Origin of the sequence: Fibrobacter sp., from assembly GCA_024398965.1 — a bacterium.
Lineage (GTDB): Bacteria > Fibrobacterota > Fibrobacteria > Fibrobacterales > Fibrobacteraceae > Fibrobacter.
In genome coordinates, this window is record JAKSIF010000001.1 from 15,259 (window position 1) to 28,079 (window position 12,821).

Here is a 12,821-nt window from a genome sequence, read left to right on the forward strand (position 1 = left end):
TAAAAAGGCTCAGTCGAAAGACTGAGCTTTTTTATTAACCGCGTCAAAAGGTTGAAAAAGAGGAATCCGAAAGGGTTCCGCTTTTATTTACAACAAAACATGCCGCAAGACAAAGTTCTTTGTTATTCAACGAATAACTACATTGTATCCTATTAGGAGGATACATGAAACAGTCTTTTACCACAATTCTGTTACTTTTCATATTCAGCCAACTCTGTTTCGCAGCAGGTTCAGAAAAAAGGCGCGTGGACATCTACGTCGACGAAGACCTATACAAAGACGCTGAAGTCCTGGACGCCATAAAAAATTACGCAGGCATCGTCGAAACGAACCACAACGTCGCAATCGACATCAAGTCATTCCCCGCAGCCCTAGTCCTCAACAACAACCTCCAGTTTGAACAAAACAGCACCGCCGAAGAACTGAAGGGAGAAATCAAGAAATCCTGGCAGAAGGAAGACGCCCTCCCCCTAGCAGGAGCAATCCTTATCGGCAATCTCCCCTATGCTGAAATGGAATACTTCGTCCGAGAATCCGACGGCTATCCAGCACAATCCCTAGACGAATCCATCATGCGCTATCAGGTCTGGACAACAGATTTGTTTTACATGGATCTAGACGGCGAATGGAAAGATGAAATCACAGGCGTCAATTGCGGTCACGAGCAGCCTTGTTCCAGAATTACCGCCGGCAGCAACGGCATTTACGACAGGCATTATAGCAAGAGCGGCGTTCTTGGTACAGACGATTTCGAAATCTGGGTCACCCGAGTTAATCCCTACGGCGAAGCCCGAAAGCAATCCAACTTTGGATGGCAACAGCAACTCCAGAATTACACAACCGAGTATTTCCCTGAAGTAAAGGCCATGACCCTGCGCTGGCTTGACAAAGCTTACAAGCAACAGACAAAGACCACGCCCCGCTCCGACAAGGTGCTGTTTTCCTATTCTAGCCACAGCACCCTACGAGATAGCGACTTTCCCGTCATGAACTTCATTAGGGATTTTTCAAATCTTTACAACAGGACCGACATCATAGCCCAGTCCACCAAGGAACCTTACCTCCAGTCCATTACCGAAGATTATGACTGGTCCTTATTCATGGGACACGGCGCCGCAAAATTCATCAATAACGGAGCATCCATAACCGACTTTGACGAGCCACTCACAGTCAATGCACGATTCTTCTATTTCGTTGCATGCAACACCATGCGTACGGTTAGCGAAGACGGCCTTTCCTACGACAGAGCCTTTGGATATGACCATATCTTTAGGACGTTGGATGGAGGCGTCACTGCTTTTGGATACACAAAGAATTCCGGTGGATACCAGGATGACGAATCCTTCTACAGCCACTTAAGTGAGGACCTGGTCGGCGATGCCTTCCTCAAATGGGTAAACCATAGAACCCTGGTATTTGACAAATCTAGATATCCACAGGAAGTGTACGACTGGTTTTACGCAGCTTCCCTTATTGGCGACCCCTTTATCAAAATAGAGGCCAAGCACAAAGATGCGAAATTGGATTCCGTTCCGCAAAACGTCGCCATTTACGCGACCAACGATATACATATTGGAGGAACCTGTTACGATCTGTCTCAGGGACCCAAAGGTAGATGCAGTATCGTTAACGACAATAACGACACAGAATCAATGTTCGCCACCCACATCTGGGGAGACGCAGACGTGGGGTCAATCTATGTCCGCGAAGGATTCATGCTGGACGACAACGCGAAAGTCAAGAACGTTTCCATTTACAACACCTACCGAGAAGCAGACCTTTTCGTAAAAGACTCCGCCCAATACGACGTGATATCCTTTATTGCCCCCCAAAGTTGGAATCCCGAAATCAATCAAGAGGAACCGATAAAAGATTTCTCCGTATTCAATTGCTTTAGTGAAACTGTGGATAGCGTATACACACTCACCGATGGGGAATGCATCCACGACCTTGTAGTCAATCCCAAAGGAAAGGTTATTTTCCCCTCTGGAAAATTCTATGTAGGAACACTAAACATGAAGGAAGATTCCGGTTATAAACTTGAAAACGAAGACCAGCCCTCCATACTCCATGTAGGACGTCTCATTGGTTGGAACGGAGAGTACGCCGGATCCGATTACGAAAATGCGGCAAGCAACTTCAAGCTCGTTCTTCACAACACCACAGGAACCATCCACCTTGAAAATAATTTCATCGGTTCCATATATGCGCCCCAGGCCACCCTTAACTTTATCCAGAAAACGAACAACTACGGAACATACTACGCAAGAGATATTTCTCTCCACGAAAACGCAGCCATCTACTTTGTGCCACCTAGTCCGGCCTTAGATTCTCTCAACAAGGAAAAGAACGTGATTACCACAATCAACGGAAGTCACGCGCTCGGCGATCACAAGATTACCGCATTCAACAAGAATACTATCAGCTTCATCGCCAATAAAACGGGAACGTACAAGGTCCAGGTCATGAGCGTTGACGGAAGCACAGTGGCTTCACTTGACGTAAACGCCCATATAGGAATCAACAACGTCAGCTGGAATATAAGAAATGCGGCCAAGGGACGCTACTTCGTAAGCGTCAAGCAGGGAGACTTTTCCGACAGCCGGATATTTACCTTGAAGTAAAAAAAACGGGCGCCCTCTCGGGCGTCCATTTTTTTTCAAGGAGGGTGAGGGATTCGAACCCTCGGTCCTGTGACAGACTCCGGATTTCGAGACCGGCCCAATCGACCACTCTGGCAACCCTCCGAGTTTGACCCAATTTAGTATAATATTTTCTGATTGTCTATTTATCCAATCTCTTTTCGCAGCTTTGCTGCGAGGAGGGTGAGGGATTGACAAAGCTTTCACTTCGTTTCAAGCTTTGCCCTTCGGGTCCGGCCGTTGCCCGGATCTCAAAACTTGCATGTTCGCCTTCGGCTCTCGCAAGTTTTGTCGAACCCTCGGTCCTGTGGCAGACGACCGATTTTGTGACCGGCCCAATCGACCACTCTGGCAACCCGACCAGTTTTGCGCAATGTCGTAAATACAAAAAGGAAGGTCAACAGACCTTCCTCTTCAACAGATTTATTCATTCGACCCCTCGCGAACGAAGGGTGGCGCACTTCATTTTAGCTATTGGCCAGAGCTTCTTCCACTTCCTTGCGGAGGGGAATGGAAGGCACGGCGCCGGGGCGGCTTACTGCAATGGCTGAAGCGCGGGCACTCATGCGAAGAGCCTGAGCAACGGGCATGCCTTCTGCGAGACCTGCCAAGAAGTACCCGGTGAAGGTATCGCCGGCGGCAGTGGTATCCACAGCCTTCACGGGGAAGATGGGCTGGAACACCTTTTCGTCGCCATCGCTATACACTGCACCGTCCTTACCCAGGGTAAGCACAATGCGAGCCTTGGGGAAACGCTTGCGCATTTCAGCCAGGATTTCGTCGGGATCCGTCTTGCCGGTAACCTGATTGCCTTCTACCTCGTTCAGCAGGAAGATGCTGATCTTGGTCATGTCCACCGCATCCAACTTTTCGTTGAAGGGAGACGGATTCAAGGCAATCTGCATTCCCTTTTCAAAAGCCTTGTCCACAATGTAGGGCAGCATATTCACTTCGTTCTGCAGCAACAGAATGTCGCCTGCGTCAAAGTGGCTAAGCACGTCGTCCACATATTCCTGAGTTAGGCGCTGGTTTGCACCACCGTACAGCAGAATGCTATTCTGGGCGTTCTTGTCAATCTGAATGATGGTGTGACCGGTCTGGTCATCCACCTTGGCAATGTATTCGCCGTGAACGCCGTATTCCTTACAGGCATCCAGGAAAGGCTGGCCATCTTCCCCAATCATACCGCCCTGATAAACTTCCACACCAGCCTTGGCCAAAGCCACAGACTGGTTCATGCCCTTGCCGCCAAGATAATGCTTGACAGCGCCGGTAGCTTCCGTTTCGCCAGGAAGGATAATGTGGTCCACGCTATAGACGTGGTCAAGATTCATGGAACCAATGTTTAGAACTTTCATGACGCCGCCTTTACTTGCCTGCATTTTCTGCAGTGACCAAGGTAACCTTTACCGGAATGTTCTTTGCAACGGTCTTGCCGTTACCCAATTCGGCTGCAGTCTTAACAGCAGTTTCACCAATCAAGCCGGGCTGCTGAGCGATAGTTGCAGCCATGCGGCCAGCCTTGATTGCTTCCACAGCGTCGTCGGTGGCGTCAAAACCAACCACCATGACCTTCTTGCCGGCACCGCTGCTGGCTTCTACTGCGCCAAGAGCCATTTCGTCGTTGGCAGCAAAGACGGCTGCGATGTTGCCTCTGGCCTGGAGCATATTTTCCATAACGCTCATGCCTTCGGTACGGTTGAAGTTTGCAGTCTGGGAAGCAACAACTTTAAGCTTCTTGTCGGCAATGTTGTGGAATCCCTTACCGCGGTCAATGGCAGCAGAAGAACCCATAGTGCCCTGAAGTTCGGCGGTGATAACGCCTTCGCCCAGCTTATCTACAATGTACTGGGTTGCAAGTTCTGCACCGGCAACATTATCGGAAGCAATCTGGCAATCCACTTCCACGCCGTTGATGGCACGGTCCACGCTGATGACCTTCACGCCCTTGGCCATGGCAGCCTTTACGGCACCGGTCAAGGCATCGGAATCTACGGCGTTCACAATCAACACGCTTACATTCTTGCTGACCAAGTCTTCGATGTCACTAACCTGCTTGGAAACGTTGTCGCCAGCGTCAACCACGGTGAGCTTTGCATTCAAATCACCGGCAGCCTTCTTGGCTCCTTCAACAAGAGTAACAAAGAAGGGATTGTTCAGAGTGGAAATGGACAAGCCAATGGAACCTGTAGATTCAGCCTTCTTGGAAGCTGTTTTTTCTTCACCGTCAATGACAATGGCGCAGGCAGAAAAAACCAAAGCCATCAAGGAAGCGAAAAGTAAAGCAATCATTCTTTTCATAGTTCAAATCTCCTTATCTCTTACGGTCAGCAAGCACTGCAACCAAGATCACCACGGCCTTGACCACGCTCTGGTAGTAAGACGTGACACCCAAAATATTCAAGCCATTGTTCAGCACGGCGATAATCAAGACGCCTGCAATGGTGCCTGCGATACGTCCGCGGCCACCGTTCATACTGGTACCGCCAAGGGCTACAGCAGCAATGGCATCCAGTTCGTAACCGCTACCCATAATGGGCTGGGCAGAGTCCACACGGCTAATCATGATAAGGCCAGCCATGGCGCTGAGGAAACCAGAAATCGCATAGACGCTCATCTTGACGCGGTCAATGTTCACGCCAGACAATGCGGCGCACTTGGCGTTAGAACCGGTGGCGTAAAGACGGCGACCGAAAGTAGTATGCTTCAGCATAAAGTACATGATGCCAAAAACAACCACCAGGATTACAATAGGAATAGGAATCTTGAAATCCGGCGCAAAGGTGAAGATGAAATTACCCTTACCCATGGCCTTGAACAAGACGCTATCGCCAGAACTTTCTGCCAAACGAGAAATTGGCTTACCATCAGTAATAATCATGGCAAGGCCGCGATATGCTGTCATGGTAATCAAGGTGGCAATGAAGGGCTGCAAACGGCCCTTGGTCACCAAGAGGCCACTGATCAAGCCAAGGGCAACGCCCACCAGCAATGCCACAGGAACGGCAACAATTACCGGAACACCATGGCCAATCATCTCGGCGCAGACAATGGCGCTCAAGGCAAAAGTGGAGCCCACAGAAAGGTCAATGCCGCCGCTAAGAATCACGCAGGTCATACCGAAGGCAATCAAACCGTTAAAGGATGCCTGACGCAGCAAGTTCAAGAAGTTGCCCGGCTGGCGGAATTCAGGGCTGATGGAGCTGATAATGACAACCAGAATAAGGAGTGCAATGAACACGCCGTATTCCGATAAAAATGCACCAATACTTTTGTTTTCCTTTTTCATTAGAGAGATCCTCCTGTAGCAAGAGTCATAATTTTTTCCTGATCAGCGTCGGCACCGTTGATGATGCCCGTAACATGTCCTTCGTGGACCACCATAATACGGTCGCTCATGCCCAACACTTCGGGCAGTTCAGAGGACACCATGATAACGGCAACACCCTTGGCGGCCATATCATTGATCACGTTATAAATTTCCTTTTTAGCGCCAATATCCACGCCGCGGGTAGGTTCATCCAGAATCAGAATCTTGGGATCGGTATAGATCCACTTGGCAAGAACCACCTTCTGCTGGTTACCACCGCTAAGATTGCCGCATTCATGGTGAGGGCCGAAGCAACGGATACGGAACTCTTCGATACCGCGCTTTACAAGGCTTGCCTGCTTTTCTGCCTGGAGCACGCCCTTCTTGGAGACGATTCCCAAGTTGGTCAGTTCAATGTTTTCGGCAATGCTTTTTTCCAGCAGCAGGCCTTCGGTCTTGCGGTCTTCGGTAATGAAACCGATGCCAGCTTCGATGGCCTGACGGGGATTGCGAATGTAAACTTCCTTGCCCTCGATGAAGATCTTGCCCTTTACGAGAGGCAGATTTCCAAAGATGGAATGCATGATTTCGGTACGGCCGGCGCCCATAAGGCCAGACACGCCCAGTACTTCACCGGCGCGAACATTAAAGCTTACATCGCGGAAAAGCTTTTCGTGGGTAAGGCCCTCTACACGAAGCACCTCGCCGCCGATGGCGTTATTGCGCTTGGGGTAGCGTTCACCAATTTCACGGCCGATCATCATCTTCACCACGTCATCCATGGTGATGTCCTTGATGAACTTGGTATCGATGTAGGTACCGTCGCGAAGGATGGTAATGCGGTCGCAAAGTTCAAAGATTTCTTCCATGCGGTGGGAGACGTAAACGATGGATACGCCCTTCTTGCGCAGGGAATTGATCACCTCGAAAAGAACCTCGGTTTCGCTCTGGGTAAGGGCTGCCGTAGGTTCGTCCATAATCAGGACCTTGGCATCCACCATCAGGGCCTTACAGATTTCAACCATCTGCTGCTGGCCCACGGACAGGTCACTCATGACGGCGTCTACGGGAATATGAACACCCATGCGGTCCATGATTTCCTGGGCCTTGGCGCGCATGGCCTTCTTGTCACAGACGCCAAAGCGGTTGGTAATTTCCTTACCCATAAAGAGGTTTTCTTCTACGGTAAGGTCGAACAAAACGTTCAGTTCCTGATAAATAAAAACGATACCGGCTTCTTCCGCTTCCTTGGGACTATGGTAAATAACTTCCTTACCATCCACATTCACGGTTCCGGAATCGCGGGTGTACACGCCCGTGAGGATCTTCATCAGCGTAGACTTGCCTGCGCCATTTTCACCCATCAAGGCGTGGATTTCACCGTCCTTCAGATTGAACGCGGCGTCTTTTAACACCTGGTTCGTTCCAAAGGACTTGTTAATGCCTTTCATTTCAACATGCATAGAGTATTCCTATCCTCCGATCAGGCAAAAATGCAGCCGGCCTGCAAAATAACATTGGCATAGGGGGTAGTTTCGCCGGTGCGAATTACAGCCTTGCAGGTCTCTGTGCGGGCCTTCAATTCTGCGTGGGGAACATATTCCACTTCCACGCCCGGTAGCAGCTGCAAAACCTGGCTTTCCACCTGGGGATTCTTGGTCTTGATTTCTTCGGCCAAGACGATTTTTTCCACCTTCATATCCTTCACCACTTCGGTCAAGGTCTGCATAAAGGTGGGTACGCCAAATGCCAGGGCCAGGTCAATACGTTCAGTTTCGTCGGGAATGGGCAGGCCACAGTCGCCAATGCAAATGCAGTCCATATGGCCCAAATAACCTAGAACTCTGGAAATTTCACTATTTAGAATACCATTTCGTTTCATTGTACTTAACCTTCTTACCCTCACTTTTTGTGTATTTTCTTGCCGTTTTCTTTGATTTTATGCAAAAAACGAAAGAAACAGATTATTTTCCAAACAATTCTAATATAAGGCAATCTCTGTAAAAAGGTCAGGAGCGATTATTCCATGTTGGAATATGCATTTAATAACCTTTGATTTCGGGGCATGAATTTCTAACTTTGTGCCCACATTTGAGTTAGGTGACCTAACGAACTTCAGGTTTTTTGAGTGCGAGTGCACTTCGGGGCTTATTTAAACGCTTTTTGGCGACGAGATGACGCGGCATGGGCCGCAGATGAAGTTTACGGGTCCCCGAAGGTGATTTATGAAGAATCCTGAAATGCAGGGTGCGGAAGATCGCATCCCCGAAGAGACCATTGACCCCAAATCCAAAATTGCCCGCGAAGCTGATGCCTTCTTGGCAGCCATTGTTGGCGGCGCAGACGAAGATGAGGCTGACGAAGCAGCATTCCTGGCGGTAAATCCGGACGGCATTGTCATTGACGACGATTGCAATATCGTAAAGGCTGGTGCAGAAGCCAAAGCTACTGTCGGCGAAGCTATCGAATTTGTAGACGAAAATTCTACGGAAGAACAACCCGCAGAAGACAAAGCCGACTTTATAGAAACCGAGAAAAAGGAATCTGCCGAGGAATCCGCAATCAAGGAAATCATCGAAGACGCATCCGACGTTGACGAGAACGATGACGACAGTGACGACGCAGAAGACGGCGACGAGGCACTGGTAACTTTTGAAGATCTGGACTTGGCCCCCGAAGTTCTTGAAGCTATCGGCGCCATGAATTACGTGACCCCCTCCCCCATTCAGGCCAAGGCTATTCCCGCATTGCTCCAGGGCGGAAACCTGCTAGGCACAGCACAAACCGGAACAGGCAAGACTGCAGCATTCTCCTTGCCGTTGCTGACCCGCCTGGAATTTAACGGTCACGAAACTTCCATGCTGGTCTTGACGCCCACACGCGAATTGGCCATCCAGGTGGCAGAAGCCATCCAGCAGTTCGCAGCAAAGATGCCCAAGGTCCATGTGGTTCCCGTTTACGGTGGCCAGGATATCGCAGTGCAGATCCGCGCCCTGAAGCGCCAGGCAAACATCATTGTGGCTACTCCGGGCCGTCTCATCGACCACATCAACCGCGGTACCATTACCTTGAGCGGCGTAAAGGCAATCGTTCTTGACGAAGCCGACGAAATGCTGGACATGGGATTCGAAGAGGACGTAGAAACCATCCTGAAGGAAATTCCAGCAGACGCTCAGCGAGCCCTCTTCAGCGCCACCATGCCCAAGAAGGTGAAGGCCATCATCGACAAGTACCTGGGCGAATACGAAGAAGCCTGCATCGAAGGCAAGACCACCACGGTGGAAAACATCCGCCAGCGTTACCTGATGGTAAAGAACGAGCACAAGGTTGAAGCCCTGGCCCGCGTTCTAGAAGGTGAAGAATTTGACGGTGTCTTGATTTTCGTACGCACTAAGCAGAATACTACCGAAGTGGCTGAAAAGTTGGAAAGCCGCGGTTTCAACGTGGCCCCGCTGAACGGAGACCTGGCACAGTCCATGCGAGAACGTACCATCAACCGTTTGAAGATGGGTAAGCTTGACATTGTCGTTGCAACCGACGTGGCCGCCCGCGGTATCGACGTGGACCGCATTTCCCTGGTAGTGAACTACGACATTCCTTTCGACACCGAATCCTACGTACACCGCATTGGACGTACAGGTCGTGCAGGCCGCAGCGGCGATGCAATTCTCTTCATCACTCCCCGCGAAAAGCGCATGCTGAAGATTATCGAACGTGCCACCCGCCAGCCCATCGACATGATGGATATGCCCACCGGCGAAGTCATTAGCGCCAAGCGCGTGGCCGCCTTCAAGGAAAAGGTGAACAGCGTCTTGAGCTACGGCGAACTGGACAAGTTCAAGACCTTGGTCCGCGAAATGGTGGAAGCCGGATGCAACAAGACCAACGGGGTCTTGAACGAAGACGGTTCCGTTACCGAAATTACCGCAGAAGACGTTGCCGCAGCAATCATCAAGATGTATCAGAAGAAGCAGCCCCTGTTCCCGGAATTGCAGCCGCTGGACGCCCCCCGCGAAGCACGCCGCGAAAGGGAACGCGCAGAACGAGGCGAACGCTCCGGCAAGGAAAGGGGAGGTCGTGACTTTATCGGTACGGTATCCAAGGAACGCAAGGAAGGTTCCAACGGCGTCGAAGAAGGCTACCTCCGTTATTACCTTGGCGTAGGCCGCGTCGACCGCGTTACCCCGAAGGATATTGTAGGCGCCATCGCGGGCGAAGCAAACATCAGCAGCAGCAACATCGGACGCATCAAGCTGTTCGACAAGTTCAGTACTGTAGAATTGCCGGAAGCTGTCCCCCAGGACGTGCTGGATATTCTGGCAGGCATTACCATCCGCGGTAACGACGCCCGCTTCCGCCTGATGACAGACGAACCTCCTACTGGCCCTGCCCCGGGAACTCGCCCCCGTGAAGGACGCAGTTTCCATCGCGAAGGCCGAGGCGGATTTGGCCGCGGCAATCGTGAAGAACGTCGTGGCGGTTTCCGCAAGGATCGCGATTTCGGCGGGCGTGACGGCGGACGCGAAGAACGCGGAATCTTCGGGAAAAATCGTGAAGAACGTCGCCGCGAAAAGTTCGGCGAAAAGCCTTTCCGCAAGGACCACGACGAACGGGATTTTGGCGACAAGCCCTTCCGCAAGACCCGCCGCTTCGGAAGACATTAAAAATTCGCAAAAAACATCCGTCAGAAATTCTCAATTGGATAATTTTTACTGCAAATAGTAACGGCTCGCCCAAAGGCGTGCCGTTTTTTCATAAGCAGGAAGGACTCCCACATCAAGGACTCCCGAAATAATATTCCTTGCAAGTTCGGATACATAAATTCGCGAATCATCTACATAACTCACAGGATCCAAAGCAACCTTACGGGCTATAATCAAACACAGCCCTTTTCCAAGGTTCACGTTTTTTCGATTGGACTGATTTAAAGTTTCCCCATATTTACTGAAAATCGCTTCAGCAGCCTTAAGTCCATCCAATAGATCCTGAACATACGAGATTTCCTTTGTAAGCGATTTTACACCAAGCTGCTTGATATTTTTCGAAAATAGTGTCGTAGACCGCACTCCGTACAGAAACTTTCCTTCTTGAAACTTTTCAAGTTTCTTAAGATCTTCATCAAATTCGCCACCGGTTGAAAATTCGGACAAAAGTTGCATTGTTCTCATAAAATCCCCGCAATCCTTTTCCGCCACAATAAATTCCATCCACGCAAAGAACTCCTCCCACGTGGTTGGATTCAAACAAGGATAGAGGTTATAACCGGATTGTTCGATTCTGAACTTTTCTGTATAATTCAACAGGTCCCAAATAAGCTTGAAACGCGAATATCTACCAAAATCCCTGGGTTCCCTATAAAGAGCAGGATTCCAACTACGGTCAAAATCACAAAACAACTTGACTTGAGTGTCAAAAACAATGGTAAAGGCATAACTCCCATTTTTCAATTGAGCTGTTTCAGTAACGCAAATGCTATCAAAGTCCACAAAATGATCTACACGAAATCTTTCGAGTGATTCGTCTCTTGAAATAAATCGAGGTATGACTACCCACGTTTCAAGCAGTGCAACAGCCGCTCGTTGAAGATTTTCTTTAGAACGTTCAAGATAAGATTCATCGGACCTCACATGGATTACATTATTCGGAACAACAACGGTTTCACCCTTCAGAAGCGAAATCCATTTAGGATGTTCCGCGGCAGAAAAACGTTCCTTATGAAAATTTTCCAGAACAAGGCGCAGTTCCTGAAACCCGAAATAGTCCCGAAAGCCATCCTTGTATTTCATCTTTAGCAGGCTATCTTTTATCTCTGGATTTGAAAGCTGCTTTCGTTTCATCACTTTATCGTGGGTCCAAAAATTAGAAGCAATATGACCGCCTGACAATACAGAAAGATTCTTTGAAGTCAACCCAAGGAAACTTTCCAATTCCAAAAAATATTCATCACGCACAATTGCCGCCATAGCAAGTTCCTTGCAAAAAATTCATACATTATCCACACCATATATCGTTGAGAAGTATGCACTCTGTCTAATTATTTCTTATACTTTTCCCATGATTTCGACCATCGTCACATTGCTAGCCATAATCCTGCTGCTGGCATTCGCCTTTTTCAAGACAAAGGCCGCCAAGCCTAAGGCAGGGCAATTCCATAATGATGGTCGCCGCAAGACGTTTAAGGATTTTCAGGACCAGCTTGAAAACGACCCTAACGGAATCTATGGCGAAGCGGTCCTTGCCAAGACCGTAGCAGGCATTTGCAGTAAGGACGGACGCAAGTTCGTACTGATGAAGAATCTGTACATTCCAAGCCGTGGCGGTACTACCGAAATAGACTCGCTGCTTTTGCATCAGTCCGGAATCTACGTTCTGGAAAGCAAGAATATCTCCGGCGAAATTTCTGGAGGTATCGACGACGAACGTTGGCACCAGCGCATGAACGCCCGCATCGAGCACACCTTCCACAACCCCATTCAGCAAAACGCCGGACACATTCGGGCTCTACAGCATTTCCTTAAAGAGAATTATTCCCGCGCGCAGCTCAACATAGACGATCTCCCCATTTTTTCTGCCATCGTTTTCAGTGACCGATGCGCCCTGAAGCACATTCCTGTTCAAGGCGAAAACTGGATTATCCTTCATATGTTTCAATTGCAGGATAGGCTCGCAAATCTTATAAAGAAACAAAGGACCATTTTCAGCACAGGACAACTCGAAGATCTTTATTGGAAATTGGAGCCCTGCACAAAGGTCAGCGACAAGGTGAAGGCCGAACACTTGAAATACATAAAGACTGCTCATTAATAAAATCATATTTTATAAAAATTGCGGCAATATCCTTGCTATATTTTCGCCGAGAGATTTTTTAT

General features: G+C 49.3%; 9 protein-coding genes and 1 tRNA gene. 3 read left to right on the plus strand and 7 right to left on the minus strand.

Annotated features, from left to right (window positions below; all coding sequences use genetic code 11):
• Positions 1 to 164 precede the first annotated feature (164 nt).
• A complete protein-coding gene (locus tag MJZ26_00080; GenBank protein MCQ2104164.1) occupies positions 165 to 2,624 on the plus strand; it encodes a C25 family cysteine peptidase in 2,460 nt (819 codons plus the stop codon).
• 38 nt (positions 2,625 to 2,662) lie between these two features.
• Here the strand turns inward: MJZ26_00080 and MJZ26_00085 are convergent.
• The 6 genes from MJZ26_00085 to rbsD form a co-directional block, all read right to left on the minus strand.
• Positions 2,663 to 2,747, minus strand: a tRNA-Ser gene (locus MJZ26_00085).
• Positions 2,748 to 3,109: 362 nt separating this feature from the next.
• Positions 3,110 to 4,000 (minus strand): ribokinase, encoded by an 891-nt coding sequence (locus tag MJZ26_00090; GenBank protein MCQ2104165.1) that lies wholly within the window; start codon positions 3,998 to 4,000, stop codon positions 3,110 to 3,112.
• 10 nt (positions 4,001 to 4,010) lie between these two features.
• The gene (locus tag MJZ26_00095; GenBank protein MCQ2104166.1) at positions 4,011 to 4,943 is read right to left on the minus strand and encodes a substrate-binding domain-containing protein; all 933 of its coding nucleotides are present in this window, start codon (positions 4,941 to 4,943) and stop codon (positions 4,011 to 4,013) included.
• A gap of 13 nt (positions 4,944 to 4,956) precedes the next feature.
• Positions 4,957 to 5,931, minus strand: a complete 975-nt coding sequence (gene rbsC, locus MJZ26_00100) for a ribose ABC transporter permease (GenBank protein ID MCQ2104167.1) — start codon at positions 5,929 to 5,931, stop codon at positions 4,957 to 4,959.
• The gene (locus MJZ26_00105) at positions 5,931 to 7,415 is read right to left on the minus strand and encodes a sugar ABC transporter ATP-binding protein (GenBank protein MCQ2104168.1); all 1,485 of its coding nucleotides are present in this window, start codon (positions 7,413 to 7,415) and stop codon (positions 5,931 to 5,933) included. The genes rbsC and MJZ26_00105 overlap by 1 nt, the downstream gene beginning before the upstream one ends.
• A gap of 20 nt (positions 7,416 to 7,435) precedes the next feature.
• A complete protein-coding gene (rbsD, locus tag MJZ26_00110; GenBank protein MCQ2104169.1) occupies positions 7,436 to 7,834 on the minus strand; it encodes a D-ribose pyranase in 399 nt (132 codons plus the stop codon).
• A gap of 343 nt (positions 7,835 to 8,177) precedes the next feature.
• Here rbsD and MJZ26_00115 point away from each other — a divergent pair, with 343 nt between their 5' ends.
• The gene (locus MJZ26_00115; protein ID MCQ2104170.1) at positions 8,178 to 10,616 is read left to right on the plus strand and encodes a DEAD/DEAH box helicase; all 2,439 of its coding nucleotides are present in this window, start codon (positions 8,178 to 8,180) and stop codon (positions 10,614 to 10,616) included.
• A gap of 45 nt (positions 10,617 to 10,661) precedes the next feature.
• On the opposite strand, the gene MJZ26_00120 is transcribed toward MJZ26_00115, so the two are convergent.
• Positions 10,662 to 11,915 (minus strand): hypothetical protein, encoded by a 1,254-nt coding sequence (locus MJZ26_00120; GenBank protein ID MCQ2104171.1) that lies wholly within the window; start codon positions 11,913 to 11,915, stop codon positions 10,662 to 10,664.
• A gap of 91 nt (positions 11,916 to 12,006) precedes the next feature.
• Between MJZ26_00120 and MJZ26_00125 the strand changes: the two genes are divergently transcribed.
• On the plus strand, positions 12,007 to 12,756 hold the full coding sequence (locus tag MJZ26_00125; protein MCQ2104172.1) for an NERD domain-containing protein: 750 nt from the start codon (positions 12,007 to 12,009) through the stop codon (positions 12,754 to 12,756).
• Positions 12,757 to 12,821 lie beyond the last annotated feature (65 nt).

Excerpts from the sequence above, each read along its gene's own strand:
- MJZ26_00120 (MCQ2104171.1), bottom strand. The coding sequence starts at position 11,915 with ATGGCGGCAATTGTGCGTGATGAATATTTTTTGGAATTGGAAAGTTTC.
- MJZ26_00090 (MCQ2104165.1), bottom strand. The coding sequence starts at position 4,000 with ATGAAAGTTCTAAACATTGGTTCCATGAATCTTGACCACGTCTATAGC.
- MJZ26_00095 (MCQ2104166.1), bottom strand. The coding sequence starts at position 4,943 with ATGAAAAGAATGATTGCTTTACTTTTCGCTTCCTTGATGGCTTTGGTT.
- MJZ26_00105 (MCQ2104168.1), bottom strand. The coding sequence starts at position 7,415 with ATGCATGTTGAAATGAAAGGCATTAACAAGTCCTTTGGAACGAACCAG.
- MJZ26_00080 (MCQ2104164.1), top strand. The coding sequence starts at position 165 with ATGAAACAGTCTTTTACCACAATTCTGTTACTTTTCATATTCAGCCAA.
- rbsC (MCQ2104167.1), bottom strand. The coding sequence starts at position 5,931 with ATGAAAAAGGAAAACAAAAGTATTGGTGCATTTTTATCGGAATACGGC.
- MJZ26_00115 (MCQ2104170.1), top strand. The coding sequence starts at position 8,178 with ATGAAGAATCCTGAAATGCAGGGTGCGGAAGATCGCATCCCCGAAGAG.
- MJZ26_00125 (MCQ2104172.1), top strand. The coding sequence starts at position 12,007 with ATGATTTCGACCATCGTCACATTGCTAGCCATAATCCTGCTGCTGGCA.
- rbsD (MCQ2104169.1), bottom strand. The coding sequence starts at position 7,834 with ATGAAACGAAATGGTATTCTAAATAGTGAAATTTCCAGAGTTCTAGGT.